This window comes from Streptomyces sp. NPDC008086, from assembly GCF_042957325.1.
GTDB lineage: Bacteria > Actinomycetota > Actinomycetes > Streptomycetales > Streptomycetaceae > Streptomyces.
On the sequence record NZ_JBIBIA010000001.1, the window covers coordinates 920,828 to 940,546 of the forward strand.

The following is a 19,719-nucleotide window of genomic DNA, read 5'->3' on the forward strand; positions in this document are numbered from 1 at the left end:
CTCGATGATTCGCTCCCAGCGCTGGAAGGGTGCCGCCTTCACGGTGCCCTTCCAGCTCGGCTTCGCTTTCCTCTACCTGCTCCCGATCGGGTACGCGGTCTACCAGTCGCTGTTTCTGCAGAAGCAGTCCGGGCTCGGGCTCGGCGGTGCCACGACCGAGTTCGTGGGGCTGGAGAACTATCAGAACGGGCTCACCGACTCGGCGTTCATGACGTCGATCCTGCGGGTCGTGCTGTTCGCCTGTGTGCAGATCCCGTTCATGCTGCTCGTCAGTCTGGTGCTGGCGCTGTTCCTGGACGCGGTCAGCTCCAAGGTGGCCGGGCGCTTCCGGATCCTGCTGCTGGTGCCGTACATGATCCCGGGCGTGGTCGCGGCGCTCGTGTGGATCAACCTGTACAGCCCGGAGGTGGGGCCGCTGACCCCGCTCGGGGAGGTCTTCGGCCTCGACTGGAACTTCTTCGCGCCCTCCATGGTGTGGCCGGCCATCGGCAATCTGCTGACCTGGCACGGCATCGGCTACAACATGGTGATCATCTACGCGGCGCTCCAGGGCGTGCCGCGCGAGCTGTTCGAGGCCGCGCGGCTGGACGGTGCCTCCGAGCTGCGGATCGCGCTGAGCATCAAGATCCCGTTCGTGCGGGCGGCGCTGGTGCTGACCGCGCTGCTGTCGATCATCCAGATGCTGCAGATCTTCAACGAGCCCGCGCTGTTCCGGAACGTGACCCCGCAGACGGTGAGTGACAGCTTCACCCCGATCATGATCATCTACAACCAGGCGTTCAACGCCGGCAACTACCACTACGCCGCTGCCCTTTCGGTGCTGCTCGCCCTGATCCTCGGCGTCGCCTCGCTCCTCTTCTACCGGCTGACCTCGAAGGAGGCGGACTGATGGCGCTGACCGAGAATCGCAAGGAGGGCGGGGAGCTGACGGCCGCGGTGCCGCGTGGTGGGGGCGGTGTGCGGCGGCGTACCCGGCCGGATCCCGCGTCGCGGTCGCGGGGCGGGCAGCGGTTCATGCTGGTCGGGCTGGTTCTGGCGAGTGTCTACAGTCTGTTCCCCGTGTACTGGCTGATGATCGCCGCGACCAAGGACCGCGTGGGGCTGTACCAGAGCAACGGGCTGTGGTTCTCCGGCTGGCACCTGTGGGACAACCTCCAGCAGGTCTTCACCTACGAGGACGGCATCTTCCTGCGCTGGACGGCCAACTCGTTCCTGTACGCCGGTGTCGGCTCCCTCGGCGGCACGCTCATCGCGCTCGCCACGGGCTATGGACTGGCGCGGTTCGACTTTCCCGGGCGGGGGGTCGTCTTCGCGTGTGTGGTGGGGTCCTTCCTGATTCCGATCGCGTTGCTGACGCTGCCGCTGTACCTGCTGTTCTCGGCGATCGGACTGGTCGACACCCCGTGGGCGATGCTGATCCCGTGTCTGATCAATCCGTTCAGTGTGTATCTGGCGAAGGTCTACACCGAGGCGACGATTCCGTTCGAGCTGCTGGAGGCTGCTCGTCTCGACGGTGCCGGTGAGCTGCGGATCTTCTTCAGCATCGTGCTGCGGATGATGACGACGGGCGGGGCGACCGTCTTCCTGCTCGCGTTCGTCAACACCTGGAACGCGTTCTTCCTGCCGCTGACCGTGCTGCGTGGCGAGGAGAACTGGACGCTCAACCTGGGTCTGTACAACTGGTCCGGCAAACGGCTGGAGTCGGGCATCGACGTGACCAGTCTGGTGCTGACAGGTGCGCTGCTGTCCATCGTCCCGATGGCGATCATGATGGTCGCGATGCGGCGTTACTGGCGGACCGGTGTGACGTTGGGTGCCCTCAAGTGACTTTCGCCCTGGGAGAGTTCGCGTGACCTTGCTGCACAATCCCGTCATCCGCGGTTTCGCCCCGGACCCCTCCCTGGTCCGGGTCGGCGACTGGTACTACGTGGCGACGAGTTCCTTCGAGTGGTTCCCCACGATCCCGATCCATCGATCCCGGGACCTGGCGCACTGGGAGTACGCGGGCCACGTGCGGGGTGCGGTTCCCGGTGACTCGCTGGCCGGGGTCCCCGACTCGGGTGGCATCTGGGCTCCCTCGCTGAGCTGGGACGGGGAGCGGTTCTGGGTGGTGTACTCGGTCGTGCGCTCGGTCGGGACGCCGTACTTCGACACGGACACGTACGTGAGTACGGCCACGGAGGCCGGCGGCGCCTGGACGCCGCCGCGGCGGGTCGCCAGCCATGGGTTCGACCCCGCGCTCTTCCATGACGAGGGGCGGCTGTGGCTGCTCAACCTCCAGAACGACCACCGTCCGGGCGGCCGGCGGTTCGCCGGGATCGTGCTCACGGAGGTCGATCGCGAGTCGCTCGTGCCGGTCGGTGAGACGCATCTGCTGATGCAGCACGAACGGCTCATCGAGGGGCCGAAACTGGTCAGGCGGGACGGGTGGTTCCATCTCGTGCTCGCGGAGGGCGGCACGGGTGTGGAGCACGGGGTGCTGGTCGCGCGCAGTCGGGCGATCACCGGGCCGTACGAGCTGGACAGCCAGCCCTTGCTGACGACGCGTGACGATGCCTCGGTGCCGTTGCAGAAGGCCGGGCACGCTGAGCTGGTGGAGACGCCCGAGGGCGAGTGGGTGATGAGCCATCTCGCGGCGCGGCCGTTGCGGACGCCGGACGGGCCGCGCTGTCCGCTCGGGCGGGAGACCGCGATCCAGGCGGTGACCTGGGACAGGGACGGCTGGCCGCGGTTGCGGCAGGGCGGGTGGCATCCGGCGGTCGAGGTCGAGGTGTCGACGCCGTCCGTCGAGGCGGAGGTGGAGGCCGGGCCCGGGTCGGGGGGCGCCGAGCCCGGCGCTGATCTCGGCTGGCCCTGGAGCACCCTGCGCGGCCGGGTCGACCCGGGTTGGGCCGATGCCACCGTCCGGCCCGGCTGGATCAGGCTGCGCGGTCGGCACGGTCCCGAGTCGCGGTGGGCGCACAGTCTGCTGGCCCAGCGGATCACCGAGCACCGGGCGGAGGCCGAGGCCACCGTCCAGGCGGCGCCCCGCACCTTCACGCAGGCCGCCGGGCTGGTCCTGCGGTACAACGCGGAGGCGTATCTGAGCCTCGACCTGACCTGGGCGGAGCCCCACGGTGAGAGGCAGCGCGGGCAGCAGTGGCGCGGTGGAGGGCGTACGGTGCTGAGGCTCGTGGAGCGGGAGGAGTTCGGGACGCAGCAGATGGCTGTCGTGGAGGTGGACGCGAGCACGCCGTTGACCCTGGGTGTGACGGTCGAGGACGGCCAGGCGCAGTTCTGGTACGTGCGCGGGGGTGTGCGCGCCCTGGTCGGGCCGCCGTTGGACTTCACCAAGCTGTCCGACGACTACGGCTCCAAGCTGCGTTTCACCGGGGCGATGGCCGGCATCCATGCCGTGGATCTCGTCGACGCGTCGTTCACGGCCGATTTCACGGGATTCCGTCTCACCTGCTGGTAGCCCGGGGCGCGTTCGAAGTTTCGAAAGTCGTGGACCTGGCAGACCTGCGATCTCCGGCCTCTTCCGGACTCATTGCGGCGAACCTAGAGTAGGAAGCGCTTACTGTTTCCGCGCTGGTCGAAACTTTTCATGGCCCGCGGGCGGGCCGGAGAGGTGGTTCCCGATGGTCCGTACGGGCGGAGCGAGCGTGACCGCCGGACCGACCCTGGCCGTCGTGGCCCGCGAGGCCGGGGTGTCCGTGCCGACCGCGTCCAAGGTGGTCAACGGCCGGGAGGACGTGGCCCCCGAGACCCGCCGCCGGGTCACCGAGGCGCTGGACCGGCTCGGCTATGTCCGCAGGCCGCGCTTCGACGCGGCGAAGACACCCGGCCTGGTCGACCTGGTCGTGCACTCGCTGGACACCTCGTGGTCGGGTGCGGTGCTGCACGGGGTGGAGGCGGCGGCCCATGACGCCGGTCTCGAGGTGGTGGTCTCGGCCGGACTGACCCGGACGCGGGGCGGACGTCCGGAGCGGGGCTGGCTGGACAAGCTCACGGCGCGCGGCTCGTCCGGGGTGCTGTTCAACCTGGCCGAGCTGACGGCGTCCCAGTACGCGTGGCTGGAGCAGCACCGCATCCCGTTCGTGATGATCGACCCGGTGCTGGAGCCGCCGCCGGGGGTGGTGTCGGTGGGCGCGGCGAACTGGCACGGCGGTGTGACGGCGACCGAGCATCTGCTGGCGCTCGGCCATGAGCGGATCGCGGTCATCGCCGGTCACCAGCGCAAGATGTGCAGCACCGCCCGGGTCGCCGGGTACCGTTCGGCGCTCGCGTCGGCGGGAGTGCGGCACCGTCCCGAGTACGTCCGGCACGCGAGTTTCGACGAGGGTGTCGCCCGGCGCCGGATGCTGGAACTCCTCGACCTGCCCGAACCGCCGACCGCCGTCTTCGTCTGCTCGGACCGGATGGCCCTCGGCGTCTACGAGGCGCTGGCGGAACGGGGACTGAGCGTGCCGGCCGACATGAGCGTCGTCGGCTTCGACGATCTGCCGGAGGCCCGCTGGATCGCCCCGGCCCTGACCACGGTCCGTCAGCCGCTGTCGGAGATGGCGGCGACGGCGCTGCGGCTGCTGGTGCGGATGATGGACGGGGAGCGTCCGGAGAGCACGCGGACCGAGCTGTCGACGCGGCTGGTGGAACGGGCGAGCACGGCCGTGCCGCGCGCGCCGGCCCACTGAGGCTTCACCTGGTCGGCCGAGCGGACGGCGGATTCGGGGGCCGGGGCTGCGTGGGCGGCCAGGGCCTGTCCTGCGGACCAGGGCGGCCGTACCGCACGACACCTCATCAGCGCAGGTGAGCGTGGTCTGGTGCGGACGGCCGGAAGGCCGGAGGAGGGGGTCGACGCGGGCCGTCGGGGCTGACGGCAGCACGGCAGCCGGGTGTGCCGGGCCCTGCGACGCCGGGCTGATCCGCCGGACAGGCCCTAGCGTCGAGGGGCCGGTGGACGGCAGGTCGAGCGGCTCGGGAGTGCCCGGAAGGAGCGTGGTCGGTGTGGCCCGTAACCGGCGTCTGATCCTGAGCTCGCCGTCGAAGGTCTGGGGGCTGCTGTCCGAGGGACATCGCTACGGGGAGTGGGTGTCGGGGACCCAGCAGGTCCTCGAGGCCGATCCGCACTGGCCCGACGTGGGCGCCCGTCTGCAGGTGCGGGTCGGGCTGGGGCCGCTGGTCCTCGACGACACCTGCGTCGTGCGGATCTGCGAACCGCAGCGCCGGCTGGAGCTGGAGGCGAAGGCGGACCCCTTCGGCGCGGCCCGGATCGCCATGCGGCTGATCCCCTGGGGCGAGAACACCCTCTTCACGCTCGACTGGCACGCCCTGCGCGGCCCCGGCATCCGGATGCACGGGCTTCCCGTCGACTATCTCGTCCGGATCCGCAACGGCATGATGCTCACGAAACTCGCCCGCATCGCGGTCCGCGAGGCCGACGGCAGCACCGTCGGAACCCCCGCCCACTGAGCGGCTCCGGCGCTCTCCGCCGAACTTGATCGCGTTGGACCGACAGGGTGGTTGATGCGCCGACCGGCCCGTCCGCCCTGGTGGCGGCGTTGATCATTGCTAGCTTCGCGAGCTGTCCAAGGGTCCCGGGGGCATCGAGCCGAGGCGGGGCCATGGCCATCAGCTGAGGCGAGAGTCGAGAGGGACGGGTATGAGCGAAGAGCCGGACAGTCAGGCGGTTGCCCCGTTCAGGCGCAGGAGTTTCCTGGCGTCGGCCGCGTTGGCGAGCGGCGCGCCGGCCGCCGTCGCGGTCGCCGGTCCCGCGCAGGCCGCCGCGCCGGCGGCGGCGGGCGGTGCGCTCGCGGCGCCCGCCCTCGGGTCCGTGGCACGGCTGCTGGCCGTTCCCGCGGACAGCCGGGGGGTCGGCTGGATCAGGTCGGCGCTCCAGGTGGCCGTGGGACTCGAACTCGCCACCATCCCGCCGTACTTCTGCGGCCTGTGGTCCGTGAAGGACCGGCGCAGCGAGGTCGCGCGGCTGATCCAGCGCATCGTCGGCGACGAGATGTACCACCTCGGCATCGTCTGCAACCTGCTGGTGGCCGTGGGCGGAAGGCCGCAGATCAAGGCCGCGGCGCCCGTCTACCCGGGCCCGTTGCCGGGCGGTGTGCGGGCCGGCGTGACCGTCTACCTGTCGGGCCTGACCAAGGCCTACGTACGCGATGTGATGATGGCGATCGAGGCCCCCGAGGAGTCGCTCGTCCGCGTCGCGCAGGCCTCGCCCACCGTCGGCGAGTTCTACGAGGAGCTGCTGCGGGCGTTCCGCACGGAGCGGCCGGAGCTGTCGGCGCGGGGGCAGCTGTCGCAGTACGTCTTCTCCGACGACCTGTCGCCGATCGTGACCCCCGACCACGTCGAGCAGGCCGTGAGGATCATCATGGAGCAGGGCGAGGGCACCAGCAGCTCGCCGTCGGCCTCCTTCGAGGACGACCACCCGGCGCACTACTACGCGTTCGGCGAGATCTACCACGGCCGGGAGCTGCGCCGCACCGACCACGGCTGGAGTTACGTCGGCGCGCCCGTGCCCTTCCCCGACGTACGCCCCATGGCTCCGATCCCGGTCGGCGGCTGGCCCAACCCGCCGGCCCCGGTGCGGCAGCTCCTGCACCACTTCGACGCCACCTACAGCACCGTGCTGGACACCCTCGACGCGGCCTGGGCGGGCGGCGGCCAGCGCACCCTGGGCGCGGCCATCCACGCGATGCGCGGCCTGGAGCGGCCCGCCGTGGAACTGATGGAGACCCCGAACCCCTACGTCCCCGGCACCTACGGCCCCCAGTTCCGGGCGCTCCGCAAGCGGCTCGCGGCCTCCTGACGCCGTGCCGGTGGCCGTGAAAGGGCTTGCGGCTACCGTTGATCCGCATGACGCACACCGAGATCGAGATCACCGCCGAGCTGGTCCGGGAGCTGCTGCAGGAGCAGCACCCCGATCTCGCCGACCGCCCCGTGCGGCTCGGCGCGCGCGGCTGGGACAACCAGCTGTGGCGGCTCGGCGACGACCTCGCCGTCCGACTGCCCTGGGCGACCGAGTGCGCGGACGTGTTGCTGCACAACGAACACACCTGGCTGCCCTCCCTCGCCCCGCACCTGCCGCTGCCGATCCCGGTCCCGCAGCGCCTCGGCCACCCCTCCGAGCGGTTTCCGCGGCCCTGGATCGTCACCACCTGGGTGCGGGGCGAGCCCGCCGACCGCGCCCCCGTCACCGACGCCGAGGCCTCCGCCGACGCGCTGGCCGCCTTCCTGACGGCCCTTCACCGTCCCGCCCCCGAGGCGGCACCGGTCAGCCTGAGCCGCCGCGGCGGTCCGCTGGCCGACCATTCCGAAGGGTTCGCCAGGCAGTTGGGCTCCGCCACCGACATGGGGCTGATCCCCGATCCGGAAGCCGTGCGCGCGGTCTGGGAGGACGCCGTCGCCACGCCCGAGTGGGCGGGGCCGCCGCTGTGGCTGCACGCCGATCTGCACCCGGCCAACGTCGTCACCGCGCACGGCGCCTTCAGCGGTGTGATCGACTTCGGTGACCTCTGCGCGGGCGATCCGGCCTACGACCTCTCCGCCGCCTGGCTCCTGCTGCCCGACGGTGCCGCCGACCGCTTCTTCGCCGCCTACGCGCCGTCGCCGGACGCCGCGACCAGGCGCCGGGCCCGCGGCTGGGCGGCCGCCAAGGCCATCGCCGGAATCCTCATCGGCGAGGCCGGCGTCCAGGGCCGCCCGGGCGGCAAGCCCACCTGGGGCCCACCCGGCCACGCCACGCTGGCCCGTCTCGTCGCTAGGCCGACTTCGCCGCCCAGTTGATGCCGCCGAGGAGGTGGGCGCGGAAGTCGGGGTCGTCGTAGGCCTCGGCGGCGTGGCCGAGGGCCGTGTAGAAGACGCGCCCGGCTCCCTGCTCACGGCACCACGCCAGCGGATGGTCCTCGCCCATGCCGCCGCCGTCGTACGACGACTCGTCGGCGCTGACCAACACCCGTACCGCGCCCCGGGGGTTGCTGCGGAAGTCGTACCACTCGTCGACGAAGTCCCATACGGCGGGCAGGTGCCGGGTGGCCGGGTGCTCGCGGTCCTCGACGAGCGCCTTGCCCGGCTGGTACTCGGGGTGCCGGTCGAACCGGGCGCCCAGCAGCTCGCCGTAGTACGGCCAGTCGTACTCGGTGCAGGCCGCCGCGTGCACCCCGACGAAGCCGCCGCCCGCCTCGACGTACGCGGCGAGCCGTGCGCGCCCGGTCGGGGTGAGCACCTCGCCGCTGGTGGAGAGGAAGACGACGGCGGCGTACCCGTCCAGGGGGCGGTCGAGGGCCGTCGGGTCCTCGGTGTGCTCGACGTCGAAGTCGGCGAGGGTGCGTACGGCTTCGACGCCGGCCGGGATGGACGCGTGCCGGTAGCCGGTGGTCCGGGTGTGGACGAGGAGTCGTGCGGGCATGGGGCCGAGCCTAGGTGACCTGGGCGGACGAGCCCCACTGCCGCAAGTGGTCGGAAATTTTCGGAGCACGGGCGGCACTGGCTCCGGCGGGTCCAACAACCCGGTTTGTTGGTCCGGTTCACCCACACGGGCACGCGGCACCTCGCGACAATGCGTGCATGAACCATGACTGGCAGCAACAGATCCACGCGCTCCACGAGGAGTTGGTCCGGCGTGACGACCCCGCCGCCTGGGTGCGGGAGGCCGACGCGATGGACGCCTCGCTGCGGTATCCCGGGCTCGTCCTGCGGGGGCCGGTGTTCGGGGTCGCCGTGCAGGATCCGGCGGCGGGGCCCGAGTGGCGGGTGTTGAAGCCGGTCGTGAACGGGATGCCGCAGATGTGCCGGGACGCGTTGAACACGTATCTGTGGTTCCGCGCGAAGGACGACACCGACGATCCGGCCGTACGGCGTGAACTGGTCGCCGCCGTGGACGTGTTGAGCCGGGAGTCGGTGAACGAGGTCGAGGTGCGCGGGGTGCGGTACCGCATCGTGCGCGGGGACGAGTTCACGCGCTGCGACGACCAGGACGCGCTGGAGCCGCCCCGGCCCACCGACCCGGAGCCCGCCGAACGGACCTGGGACCCGCGCGCCGACCACGTCCCCTTCCCCGACCTGGGCTTCGTCCTCGACCCGGATCCCCTCGACGGCGGCCCGATGGCGGGCGCCCTGCGGGCGGCGCTGCGGGGATTCGCGTACCAGGGCGTCCGGTTCCCGGCCCTGGTGCGCCGTGACTCGGAACGGGCGGCGCTCTCGCATCCGGCGATCGTGCTGCTGCCCACCTGCTTCGGCGTGGTCGAGCGGGAGCGCACCGGCTGGGAGCCGGCCCTCGCCCTGCAGTCCACCCCGCATGACGCCCGGCGGGTGCTGTACGACGCGCTGGGCGAGATGTGGCCCATGCTGTACCGGTTCGACGACGCGAGGAAGGCCGTGTACGCGAAGGCCGCCGAGGAGTTCCGGGCGCTCGAACGCGCCGACGAGGCCCGGGTGGAGGACCGGGTCTTCCGGATCTGCCGCACCGAGCGCCTGCTCCGCATGGGCCCCGACGGTCCGGAGAGCCCGCGCCCCTCGGACCTGGACGACTACGGCCCCATGAAGATCCATCCGACGCTGCTCGACGACGGCACGCTCGTCTACGACGAGTGACCCGGCGCCCACCGTCCGGCGCACAGGTGTTCCATATCGCGCGCCGCTCTGCGTAGCCTCGGCAGCGATGAACGCCATCCCCGCGCTCCTGGACCATCTCGTCCTCGCGACCCCCGACCTGTCCGCCACGGTCGCCGACTTCGCCCGACGCACCGGCGTGACCCCCGCACCGGGCGGCGTGCACATCGGGCTCGGCACCCGCAACCACCTGGTGTCGCTGGGCGGAGCGAGCTATCTGGAGATCATCGGTCCGGATCCCGAGCAGTGCGCGCCCGGGCAGCCCCGCCCCTTCGAGGTCGACGGGCTGACCGCCCCGTGCACGGTGACCTGGGCGATCAGCCCGCCCGACCTGGACGCGGCCATCGAGGCCGCCCGGGCCCAGGGGTACGACCCGGGCGCGGCGCAGACGATGAGCCGCCGCAGACCCGACGGCACCCTGCTTCGGTGGCGGCTCACCGACGGCGACGACGCCCACCCCTCCGGCCTCGTCCCGTTCCTCATCGACTGGAGCGCCACGGTCCACCCCACCGCCTCCGACCTGCCGGTCACCCCTCTGCTCTCGCTGTCCGCGAGCGCGCCCGACCCGGACGAGATCCGCCCCCTGCTCGCGGCGCTCGGCACGGACCTCGACCTCACGTCGGGCCCGGTGGGCATCTCGTTCACGGTGGACACACCGCGGGGCCCGGTCACGTTCCACTAGGGGGTGTTTTGAAAGTCCCGTGCGGTGCCCGCGCCCGCCGCGGCAGCGGCTGATGCCACAGCGGTGCGTGCCCTCGGCGTGCCGGACGAAGGTCCTCGATGGGGGTCCCCCCGCGCGAGGTTGTTCGAGCGTGGGGGAGGAACTACTGGGGCCTTTGGCCGGTGCGGCGAGGGTGCGTGCCGGGCGCCGTGGGTGCTGTGCGGGACTTTCACAACACCCCCCAGGGGCCGAAAGACGTCCGATTCCTTCAAGACCGGCCGCCGTCCGGCTGCCTACGGTGGCCGCATGACTCCACGATTCGACGCCATCGGCCTGGTCGTCTCCGACATGGCCGCCTCGGTCGCCTTCTACCGCCGCCTGGGCTTCGCCTTCCCCGACGGCGCCGAGCACGAGCCCCACACCGAGGCCGAACTCCCGGGCAGACTGCGCCTGCTGCTCGACACCGAGGCGACGGTGCGGTCCTTCCTCCCGCAGTGGCAGCCGCCCAGCGGCGGCGGCCGCCACGCCCTGGCGATGCGCTGCGACGACCCCACGGAGGTCGACGCGGTGTACGAGGACCTGGTCGGCGCCGGCTACCACGGCGAGCTCAAGCCCTGGGACGCCTTCTGGGGCCAGCGCTACGCCTCCGTACACGACCCGGACGGCAACGGCGTCGACCTGTTCGCGCCCCTGGGGCCCTGACTGCCACGTCGGCCGAGTAGCTCCCCGAGCGGCAGTCCCGTGAGTTCCTTGACGTCCCGGGCCAGATGAGCCTGGTCGGCGAACCCCGCCCGAACGGCCGTCTCGGCGAAGCCGACGCCCTCCCGGGCCAGCGCGAGAGCCCGTTGCAGCCGCAGGATCCGGGCGAGCGTCTTGGGGCCGTACCCGAAGGCGGTGAGCGATCTGCGGTGCAACTGGCGTGCGCCTAGGCCGAGTTCGTCGGCGGTGGCGACGACCGGACGGCCGGCGCGGAGGGCTCCGACCAGCCTGTCCAGCAGGGGGTCCGACGGGGTCGCGCGTTCCAGTGCGACCTCTTCGAGCGCCGTCACGGGGTCGGCGGCCGCCGCGACCCGCCCCTGCAGCCGTCGCACCTCCCCCGCGGGCCACAACTCCGTCAACTCCACCCTCCGGTCGCGCAGTTCGTACGCCGGCACCCCGAAGAAGGCGGGCGCGGTCCCCGGCCCGAAGCGCAGCCCCGCCCAGGCACTCCGCGTGCCCTCGGTGACGTACGCCCGTGTGTCGGGCCCGGCCACCAGCAGCCGCCCGTCGTGCCAGAGCAGGTCCATGCACCCGTCGGGCAGCACCCGCCCGGACCCACCGGGCACATTGGTCCACACCACAGCGCCAAGCAGTCGAGACCCCCGCTCCGCGTACATACAGACGAGGCTACGCGGCCACCCTCCTAAGGGGCGCGGGGCGGACGGCGAACCCCGCTCTACCCCGCAACTCGCGCCCGATACTCCTGCGGACTCACCCCATGAACCCTCTTGAACGCACCGGACAACGCAAACGCGCTCCCATAGCCGACCCGCCGGGCGATGGCATCCAACGTGTCCCCGGTGTCCCGCAACGCGTCCGCCGCGAGCCCCAACCGCCACCCCGTGAGATACGTCATCGGCGGCTCCCCCACCAACTCCGTGAACCGCCGCGCCAGCGCCGCCCGCGACACCCCCGCCTTGCCGGCCAGCGAGGTCACCGTCCACGGGTGGGCCGGATCGTCCTGGACCAGCCGCAGGACGCGCCCGACGACCGGATCCGCCAGCGCCCGGTACCAAGCGGGAGCCTCCGCCTCCGGACGGGAGAACCAGGCCCGCAGCGCGGCGATGACCAGCAGGTCGAGCAGCCGGTCCAGCACCACCTCCTGCCCGGGCTCGTCGCGGACGATCTCCTCCATGAGGTACGGCGTGAGCGGGCAGTCCCACACGTCGGCCGGGAGGCACAGCAGCGGCGGCAACGCGTTCAGCAGCCGCCCGCTGATCTCGCCCTGCCACAGATACGTGCCGATCAGCATCACGGCCGACCCGTCGAGCCGATCACCCCACGTGCGCACGCCGAGGTCCATCGAGCCGTTGAGGGCGCGCCCGTCGGGGTAACGGCACTCGGCGCCCGGGAGGATCAGGGCCTGGGGCGCGGTGCCGGGGTCGTCGGCGCAGGTGTAGGGGTCGGGGCCGCGGGCGACGGCGAGGTCGCCAGGGCGCAGCAGAATCCTCCCCCAGCCTTCGGCCGGGGGAACCCCCATCTCGCTTCGCTCGCCCTGGTCGGGGATCACCCAGGCCTCGCCGCGGACCATGACCATGACGGTGAGCGGGGCGCGGTCCTCGACGCGGACGGACCAGGGCGGTTCGAAGCACGCGCGGATCATGAAGGCGCCACGCGCGCGTGGGCCCTCCAACAGGCCGGCAAGGGCGTCCATGGCGTCAGCGTAGACGGCCGCGCATGGGAATGAGCCGTTCGGCGATGGGCCGCCCGGGCGCACGGACGTTGACTGGAGGCATGACGCAGAACGCAGCCGGGACGGCGCACACGCAGCGGATGACGGTAGTGGTGACCGGGGCCTCGGGTCGTACGGGGAGCCGGGTGGCGGAGGCGGCGCGCGGGGCGGGGCTCGTGGTGCGGGCCGCCAGCCGGGCGCGGGGCTTCGACTGGGAGGACCCGACGACGTGGGCGCGGACGCTGCGGGACGCGGACGCGGCGTATCTGATGTACCCGTCGGACGTGGGCTCCCCCGCGGCGGCCGAGGGCGTCGGGGCGCTGGCGCGGGAGGCGGTCGGGCTCGGGGTGCGGCGGTTGGTGCTGTTGTCGGCGCGCGGTGAGGACCAGGCGTTGCCCACCGAGGAGGCGCTGACGTCGTCCGGCGCGGACTGGACGATCGTACGGGCGTCGTGGTTCTCGCAGAACTTCAGCGAGGGCCCGCTGGTGGAGGGGCTGGTCCACGGGGAGTTGGTGTTCCCGGCGGGTGAGGTGCGGGAGCCGTTCGTCGACGTGCGGGACATCGCGGACGTGGTGACGGCGGTGCTGACGTCCGGTGACCGGTATGGGGGGGGGCGGACGCTGGAGCTGACCGGGCCGCGGCTGCTGTCGTGGCGGGAGGCGGTCGCGGAGATCTCCGGGGCGACGGGCGGCACGATCACGTACACACCGGTGCCGACCCGGGCCTACGGTGAGGCCCTGGCCGGTTTCGGGGTGCCGCCGGAGGAGGTCGAGCTTCTGATCGAGGTCTTCGACACCCTCATGGACGGCCGCAACGCCCATGTCACGGACGGCGTCCGGGAGGTACTGGGCCGGGCGCCGCGCGACTTCGCCGACTTCGCGCGGGAGGCCGCGGCGGCGGGGGCGTGGCAGGCCTGAGCGGACCCGACAACGCCCTAGGAGTCCTCGGGCTTGTGCGGCGGGTGGTGGCTCTTGGCATGGGTGCGCAGCCGCGAGGTCACGTCCTCCGGGGGGAGGAAGCGGGTCCAGCGTTCGGGGAACTCGGAGGGCATGTCCGGGTCCTCGGGGTCGTGGTCGTGGGCCGCGGCGGCGCGGGCGACGTACTCGGCGACCTGGGCCTCGCGCATGCGTTCGTTCGCGGCGCGGGCCGCGGCCGTCGCGGCGGCCGGCCAGACCCGGTCGATCGCGGCGTTGACCGCGGCTCCGACGAGCACCGCGAACGCGGACACGCCGATCCACAGCATCACAGCGACGGCGGCGGCGAGGGAGCCGTAGATCGACGCGCCCTCGATCGTGTTCGTCAGGTAGATGCGCAGCAGGAAGCTGCCCAGCACCCACATGCCGAGGGCGACCAGCGCGCCGGGCACGTCCTCGATCCAGGGGGAGCGGACCGGCACGGACACGTGGTAGAGCGTGGTCAGGAAGGCGATGGACAGGACGATCACGACGGGCCAGTACAGGACCTGCACCAGGGTCTCCGACCAGGGCACGATCCGCACGACCGCGTCCGGCCCGGCCACCATCAGCGGCAGCGCCACCGAGCCGATCAGCAGGGCCGCGATGAACAGCAGGAACGCCACCAGACGGGTCTTGACGATGCCGCGGACTCCGTCGAGGCCGTACATCACGGTGATCGTGTCTATGAAGACGTTCACCGCGCGCGACCCCGACCACAGGGCGAACAGGAAGCCGACGGAGATGACGTCGGGGCGGCCGCCGTGCATCACGTCGTCCAGGATCGGCTGGGCGATCTGGCGCACGCCCTTGTCGGACAGGACGGTGCGCGAGGCCTCGATGAGGTTGGCCTCCAGGCTGCTGATGGTGTCGGTGCCGGTCCAGTCGTCGACGTAGCCGAGCAGGCCGATCATGCTGAGCAGCAGCGGGGGCACCGACAGCAGCGTGAAGAACGCGGCCTCGGCGGCGAGGCCGAGGATGCGGTACTCGATGCAGGAGTTGACGGTGTCCTTGATCAACAGCCAGGCGGTCCTGCGCTTCGAGACGTTCCGGTAGAGGACACGCGCCCGGTGGAGACGCCCGGAGGGCTGCTGAGGGGACGATTCGCTTGCTGGCTGCACGAACCAAAGGTATCCGCCGTGCGGGGGCGCACTCACCGCGGCGCCTCGTCCGGTGTTCACCGCCTGTCCGATCCCGCGCGCCGGTGCCGTGTCACGGTGGAGACCGACGCCTTACGGAGGGATAGGTTCACAGCCATGGCAGGCAGCACGCACACCGTGACCAACCAGCCCCCGCCCCTCGTCGGGTACGACGCCTACACCTCCGACCGGGCCCTGAGCGAAGCCGTCGAACGTCATCTGGACCCGGAGCTGCTGGACGAGGTCCGGGGCGAGCTGGCGGCGCTCGGGAAGACCTGCGGGTCGGCGCAGGTCCAGGAGTGGGGGGTGCTGGCCAACGAGCACCCGCCGACGCTGCGCACCCATGACCGCTACGGCCACCGGGTCGACGAGGTCGACTTCCATCCGGCCTGGCACCGGCTGCTCGGCAAGGGCGTCGCGGCGGGGCTGACCGCGGCCTGGGGACGGCCCGGCGGCCATGTCCGACGGGCGGCGGCCTTCGTCCTGTGGACCCAGGTCGAGGCCGGCAACGGCTGCCCGCTGTCCATGACCCACGCCGCCGTCCCCGCCCTGCGCTCGGACCCCGTCCTCGCCGCCGAGTGGGAGCCTCGGCTGACGTCGATGATCTACGACCGTGAGTTGCGGCCCGCCGGGCAGAAGGCCGGCGCCCTGTTCGGGATGGGCATGACGGAGAAGCAGGGCGGCAGCGACGTACGCGCCAACACGACGGCCGCGACCCCGCTCGCGGAAGCCGGCACGTACACGCTGACCGGCCACAAGTGGTTCTGCTCGGCGCCGATGTCGGACGGCTTCCTGGTCCTCGCGCAGGCGCCCGAGGGGCTGACCTGCTTCCTCGTCCCGCGTGTGCTGGCGGACGGCAGCCGCAACGTCTTCCTGATCCAGCGCCTCAAGAACAAGCTGGGCAACCGCTCGAACGCCTCCGCCGAGGTCGAGTTCGACGGGACGTGGGCGCGCCGGGTCGGTGAGGAGGGCCGCGGGGTGCGCACCATCATCGAGATGGTGGCGGCGACCCGCCTCGACTGTGTCCTCGGCTCGGCGGGCCTGATGCGGCAGGCCGTCGCGCAGGCGGTCCACCACTGCGCCCACCGCGAGGCGTTCGGCGGGAAGCTCGTCGACCAGCCCCTGATGCGCAACGTCCTGGCCGACCTGGCCGTCGAGTCCGAGGCTGCGACCGTCCTCGCGCTGCGCCTCGCCGCCGCCTACGACGACGGTGGCGAGCAGGAGCGCGCCCTGCTGCGGATCGCGGTGCCGACCGCCAAGTACTGGGTGACCAAGCGCTGCACGCCGCTCACGGTCGAGGCCTCCGAATGCCTGGGCGGCAACGGCTACGTCGAGGACTCGGGCATGCCCCGCCTGGTCCGCGAGTCCCCCCTCAACTCCATCTGGGAGGGCGCCGGCAACGTCCAGGCCCTCGACGTCCTGCGCGCCCTGCAACGCGAGCCCACGGCCCTCAACGCCTACCTCCAGGAGGTGGGCAAGGCCCGCGGCGCCGACCACCGCCTCGACACAGCCATCAAGGCCCTCCTGACGGAACTGGCCGACCTGGAACACATCGAGTCCCGGGCCCGCCGCCTCACGGAGCGACTGGCCCTCGTCCTTCAGGGCTCCCTGCTCGTCCGCTTCGCTCCCCCGGAGGTGGCAGACGCCTTCTGCGCGTCGCGCCTGGGCACGGACGGCGGCTCAGCCTTCGGCACCCTGCCCCCGACGCTGAACCTGCGTTCAGTGGTGAACCGCTCAAGGCCGCAGGCCTGACCAGGGGCGCGGGGCTGTATCAATCTGCGGCTCCGCCGCGCGGGCGCGACCACGTCCAGCACACCAGCCAACCCAGGGGCGCGGGGAACTGCGCGACCAGCCACGACGCACCCGCAGCCGCCAACGAAACAGCACCCGGCACCCACCCAGGGCCCCCGCCCAACCGCCGGAGGTAGGGGGTGGTGCTGCGCCGACACGGCACCACCCCCACCATGGCCCGTTCGAGGCCGCGAACGCCGCTCGGGACGGCGTCGCTCAAGTTTCAACCAGCCCGGAGCCGTCCACCAGGGTTGCAAGGGGTTGCAACTTGTTGGCGTCTGTGTGCGGAGTGTGTGCCTCCGCGAGCGGCGGGCGGCACTATGAGACACACGGTCAGGACAGAGCCGAACGGTGGAGGACCCTTGGCGCACTCGCCGACGGACGTGACGCAGCTGGCCGCCGTGGACGCGGCGCGGGCGGCGCGAGTACTCAGCGACGTCCGCGCCGCCACGCTCTCCGGCCGGCGCGCGCCCGTCGCGCCGCGCCCGGTGATCGAGCAGTCCTGGTCACGCATGCTGCGCAGCGGCGTCGACCCGGACCACGACTTCCGGTCCGGGCTGCTGACCCGCGAGGAGGTGCAGCGGCGCCGGGAGGACACGACGCTCAGACATGTCCTGCCGGTGCTGCGCGAGGGCCTGCTGTCGGTCGCGGACGTCGCCCACCACATCATGGTGGTCGCCGACGACGACGGCCGGGTGCTGTGGCGGGAGGGCAACTCCTCGGTGCTGCGCAAGGCCGACAACCTGGGCTTCGAACTCGGCGCCGACTGGCGCGAAAGCGTCGTCGGCACCAACGGCGTGGGCACCCCGGCGGTCGTGCGCCGGCCCGTGCAGGTCTTCGCCTCCGAGCACTTCCAGCGCTCGCAGACCTCCTGGACCTGCACCGGCGCCCCCATCACGGACCCCCGGGACGGCAGGCTGATCGGCGTGGTGGACGTCAGCGGCCCGCTGGAGACCATGCATCCGGCGACGCTCGCCTGGGTCGACTCGGTGGCCAAGCTCGCCGAGGCCCGGCTGCGGGAGCTGCATCTGTCGTCGCTGGAGCGGTTGCGCGCGGTGGCGGCGCCGGTGCTGGCGCGGCTGCCCGGGCGGGCGCTCGTGGTGGACCGGGACGGCTGGACGGCCGCGGTGTCCGGGATGCCGTACACGCATCGGATCGCGCTGCCCAAGTCGCTGTCGCCGGGCCGACGGTGGCTGCCGCCGCTGGGTCTGTGCTCGGTGGAGCCGCTGGCGGGCGGCTGGCTGCTGCGGGCCTCCGAGGAGCCGGTGCCGGCCGCGGCGACCCGGATCGCGCTGGATCTGACGCAGCCGCGCCGCTGGTCGGTGACGGTGTCCGGCGGCGCGGGCTCCTGGAGCCATGAACTGAGTCCGCGGCACGCCGAGTTGCTGTATCTGCTGGCCCTGCACCGGGCCGGCCGCAGCGCCGCGGGGCTGGCCGAGGACGTGTTCGGGGACGCGGGCCGTACGGTGACGGTGCGCGCCGAGATGTCCCGGGTGCGGCGCTACCTCGGGGCGTTCCTGGAGCATCGGCCGTACCGGTTCCGCGAGGACGCGGAGGTCGAGGTGCTGCTGCCGGACGACCCGCGCGATCTGCTGCCGCACTCGACGGCACCCGCGGTGGCACGGGGGCGGTTCTCGGCCGACGTGCCCTGAACCGGGGGGCCTGCGGAGTGCATCTTCCGCATATTTGCAGGGTCTTAGTCCGCAACCGTGCCCAACTGCCGTAGCATCCCTGTACGGGCCGCCCCACCTGCTCCTTTGGTCAACGCACAGACCAATGGCCGCAGTTGGCCCGCCTCGGGAGGTTGTGATGAAGCACCGCGGCAGACATCGTCGACGCAAGCAGGGCCGCGCGGCGCGCGCGTTCCTCGCCGGAACCGCCCTCGCGCTCACCGCCGCCGCCACGATGATCAGCGCGTCACAGGCCACGGTCGGCGACAACCCCGGGGCGCTGGAGCCCCTCACCAGGGCCGCGGAGACCCGCGCACTGCGGCTCCAGGAGCAACTGGTCCCGCAGGCCACCCTCGACGAGCTCGCCTCCGGGATGGGCAGGCCGGTCGGTGTCAGTGCCGTCCTGGAGACCGCCGAGCACAGTCTGCGCACCGCGTCCGGCTGTACGGCCGACGAGCGCACGGCGCTGCCGGTCGCGCCGACGGCCACCCGCGCGTACTGCTGGGACGCCGCCGACACCCGGACCTGGCGGGCGGGCGCGGTCACCACCTCGGGCGACGCCGACGACGACGGCTGGTGGAACGACAACCGGGTGCTGCTCTCCGGCTGGAGCCAGGGCTCCGCCGACCGCGGCCTCGCCCGGGTCGCCTTCGTCGACGCGGGCGACCTGAGCCGCCTCAGGTACGCGTCGGCGCTCCTCGTCGTCCCGGTGGACGGCGGAAGGGACTACCGCGCCCTGACGTCCCGCCTGTCGGGGATGGTCTGGTATCAGGACAAGCTGCTGGTCACCGCAGGCGACGGCCTGTACGTGTACGACATGAACCGCGTCCAGCGCACCACGGTGGACAGCGCCGCCGTGGGCCGCGTCGAGAAGGGCTGGTCGGCGCACGGCTACCGCTTCGTCCTGCCGGCCGTCGGCTCGTACCGTCTGACCGGCGGGAGCACCGCCCCCGCGTTCGGCGGCATCTCCCTGGACCGGGCCACGGCGCCCGACAGCCTGGTCGCGAGCGAGCGCACCGCCGCCGACAGCGACCGGCACGCCCGTCTGTGGCGCTACGACTTCAGCAAGGACCCGGCCCGCCCCGGCCTGCTCTCCACCGACGCCACCGGATCCGCGTCCGCGGTCGAGGCGTACGAGACCGAGGCCTCCGGCATCGCGGGGGTCCTGTCGCACCCGTCCGCCGGGACGGACCGCTCCGACTGGTACGTCAGCCGCGCCCCGGGCTCCACCGACCGGCAGGGCAGCCTGTGGCGCCAGGACGCCGACGGCGCCGAGGCGACCCGCTGCGGCTCGGAGGACGCCCCCCGCTGCTGGGGCGTCCAGGCCGGGCCCCTGTCGTACTGGGAGGCGACGGGCGAGGTCTGGTCCCAGTCGGGCCGGACGTTGTTCGCCGTACCGCTGACGTCGATCGACCGGGCGCTGGGGTAGCCGCCCGGTTCGGGGCCGGCCCGCATGGACGCCGATCGACAG

The 19,719-nt window shown here is 72.3% G+C and carries 18 protein-coding genes; 14 read left to right on the forward strand and 4 right to left on the reverse strand.

Annotated features, from left to right (window positions below):
• Window positions 1-4: 4 nt before the first annotated feature.
• From ACFZBP_RS03940 to ACFZBP_RS03970, 7 genes are all read left to right on the forward strand, one after another.
• Window positions 5-889 (forward strand): ABC transporter permease subunit, encoded by an 885-nt coding sequence (locus ACFZBP_RS03940; protein WP_391409686.1) that lies wholly within the window; start codon window positions 5-7, stop codon window positions 887-889.
• The gene (locus tag ACFZBP_RS03945) at window positions 889-1,827 is read left to right on the forward strand and encodes a carbohydrate ABC transporter permease (RefSeq protein WP_383446340.1); all 939 of its coding nucleotides are present in this window, start codon (window positions 889-891) and stop codon (window positions 1,825-1,827) included. The genes ACFZBP_RS03940 and ACFZBP_RS03945 overlap by 1 nt, the downstream gene beginning before the upstream one ends.
• A 22-nt stretch (window positions 1,828-1,849) precedes the next feature.
• A complete protein-coding gene (locus tag ACFZBP_RS03950) occupies window positions 1,850-3,457 on the forward strand; it encodes a family 43 glycosylhydrolase (protein ID WP_391409688.1) in 1,608 nt (535 codons plus the stop codon).
• A gap of 163 nt (window positions 3,458-3,620) precedes the next feature.
• Window positions 3,621-4,673 (forward strand): substrate-binding domain-containing protein, encoded by a 1,053-nt coding sequence (locus ACFZBP_RS03955; RefSeq protein WP_391409690.1) that lies wholly within the window; start codon window positions 3,621-3,623, stop codon window positions 4,671-4,673.
• Between the two features lie 313 nt (window positions 4,674-4,986).
• Complete coding sequence (locus ACFZBP_RS03960) at window positions 4,987-5,451, forward strand: SRPBCC family protein (protein WP_391409692.1); 465 nt, start codon at window positions 4,987-4,989, stop codon at window positions 5,449-5,451.
• 190 nt (window positions 5,452-5,641) lie between these two features.
• Window positions 5,642-6,802 carry a ferritin-like domain-containing protein gene (locus ACFZBP_RS03965; RefSeq protein ID WP_391409694.1) on the forward strand — a complete coding sequence of 387 codons (1,161 nt, stop codon included), beginning with the start codon at window positions 5,642-5,644 and terminating at the stop codon, window positions 6,800-6,802.
• A 47-nt stretch (window positions 6,803-6,849) separates the two neighbouring features.
• Window positions 6,850-7,779 (forward strand): phosphotransferase, encoded by a 930-nt coding sequence (locus ACFZBP_RS03970; protein WP_391409696.1) that lies wholly within the window; start codon window positions 6,850-6,852, stop codon window positions 7,777-7,779.
• Here ACFZBP_RS03970 and ACFZBP_RS03975 read toward each other — a convergent pair.
• The gene (locus ACFZBP_RS03975; protein ID WP_391409698.1) at window positions 7,754-8,401 is read right to left on the reverse strand and encodes a ThuA domain-containing protein; all 648 of its coding nucleotides are present in this window, start codon (window positions 8,399-8,401) and stop codon (window positions 7,754-7,756) included. The two genes, ACFZBP_RS03970 and ACFZBP_RS03975, sit on opposite strands and share 26 nt — an antisense overlap.
• 158 nt (window positions 8,402-8,559) lie before the next feature.
• Between ACFZBP_RS03975 and ACFZBP_RS03980 the strand changes: the two genes are divergently transcribed.
• The 3 genes from ACFZBP_RS03980 (at window position 8,560) to ACFZBP_RS03990 (ending at window position 10,966) form a co-directional block, all read left to right on the forward strand.
• Entirely contained in the window at window positions 8,560-9,585 is a 1,026-nt protein-coding gene (locus tag ACFZBP_RS03980) for a DUF5954 family protein (RefSeq protein WP_383446319.1), read from the forward strand.
• Between the two features lie 67 nt (window positions 9,586-9,652).
• On the forward strand, window positions 9,653-10,285 hold the full coding sequence (locus ACFZBP_RS03985; RefSeq protein WP_391409701.1) for a VOC family protein: 633 nt from the start codon (window positions 9,653-9,655) through the stop codon (window positions 10,283-10,285).
• Window positions 10,286-10,570: 285 nt separating this feature from the next.
• Window positions 10,571-10,966, forward strand: coding sequence for a VOC family protein (locus ACFZBP_RS03990; RefSeq protein ID WP_391409703.1), 396 nt, complete (start codon window positions 10,571-10,573; stop codon window positions 10,964-10,966).
• Here ACFZBP_RS03990 and ACFZBP_RS03995 read toward each other — a convergent pair.
• Window positions 10,903-11,640: a helix-turn-helix domain-containing protein gene (locus tag ACFZBP_RS03995; protein ID WP_391409705.1), complete on the reverse strand. Its 738-nt coding sequence runs from the start codon at window positions 11,638-11,640 to the stop codon at window positions 10,903-10,905. The two genes, ACFZBP_RS03990 and ACFZBP_RS03995, sit on opposite strands and share 64 nt — an antisense overlap.
• Window positions 11,641-11,699: 59 nt before the next feature.
• Entirely contained in the window at window positions 11,700-12,677 is a 978-nt protein-coding gene (locus tag ACFZBP_RS04000; protein WP_391409707.1) for a cupin domain-containing protein, read from the reverse strand.
• An 80-nt stretch (window positions 12,678-12,757) separates the two neighbouring features.
• Between ACFZBP_RS04000 and ACFZBP_RS04005 the strand changes: the two genes are divergently transcribed.
• Window positions 12,758-13,612 carry an NmrA family transcriptional regulator gene (locus tag ACFZBP_RS04005; RefSeq protein WP_391409709.1) on the forward strand — a complete coding sequence of 285 codons (855 nt, stop codon included), beginning with the start codon at window positions 12,758-12,760 and terminating at the stop codon, window positions 13,610-13,612.
• Window positions 13,613-13,629: 17 nt separating this feature from the next.
• Here the strand turns inward: ACFZBP_RS04005 and ACFZBP_RS04010 are convergent, their stop codons facing one another.
• Complete coding sequence (locus ACFZBP_RS04010) at window positions 13,630-14,769, reverse strand: YihY/virulence factor BrkB family protein (RefSeq protein WP_383446304.1); 1,140 nt, start codon at window positions 14,767-14,769, stop codon at window positions 13,630-13,632.
• Between the two features lie 135 nt (window positions 14,770-14,904).
• Between ACFZBP_RS04010 and ACFZBP_RS04015 the strand changes: the two genes are divergently transcribed.
• The 3 genes from ACFZBP_RS04015 to ACFZBP_RS04025 all read left to right on the forward strand — a co-directional run bounded on the left by ACFZBP_RS04015 (window position 14,905) and on the right by ACFZBP_RS04025 (window position 19,677).
• Window positions 14,905-16,539, forward strand: coding sequence for an acyl-CoA dehydrogenase family protein (locus tag ACFZBP_RS04015; protein WP_391409712.1), 1,635 nt, complete (start codon window positions 14,905-14,907; stop codon window positions 16,537-16,539).
• A 401-nt stretch (window positions 16,540-16,940) separates the two neighbouring features.
• Window positions 16,941-18,230 (forward strand): GAF domain-containing protein, encoded by a 1,290-nt coding sequence (locus ACFZBP_RS04020; protein WP_383446298.1) that lies wholly within the window; start codon window positions 16,941-16,943, stop codon window positions 18,228-18,230.
• Between the two features lie 157 nt (window positions 18,231-18,387).
• Window positions 18,388-19,677 (forward strand): hypothetical protein, encoded by a 1,290-nt coding sequence (locus ACFZBP_RS04025; protein ID WP_391409714.1) that lies wholly within the window; start codon window positions 18,388-18,390, stop codon window positions 19,675-19,677.
• Window positions 19,678-19,719 lie beyond the last annotated feature (42 nt).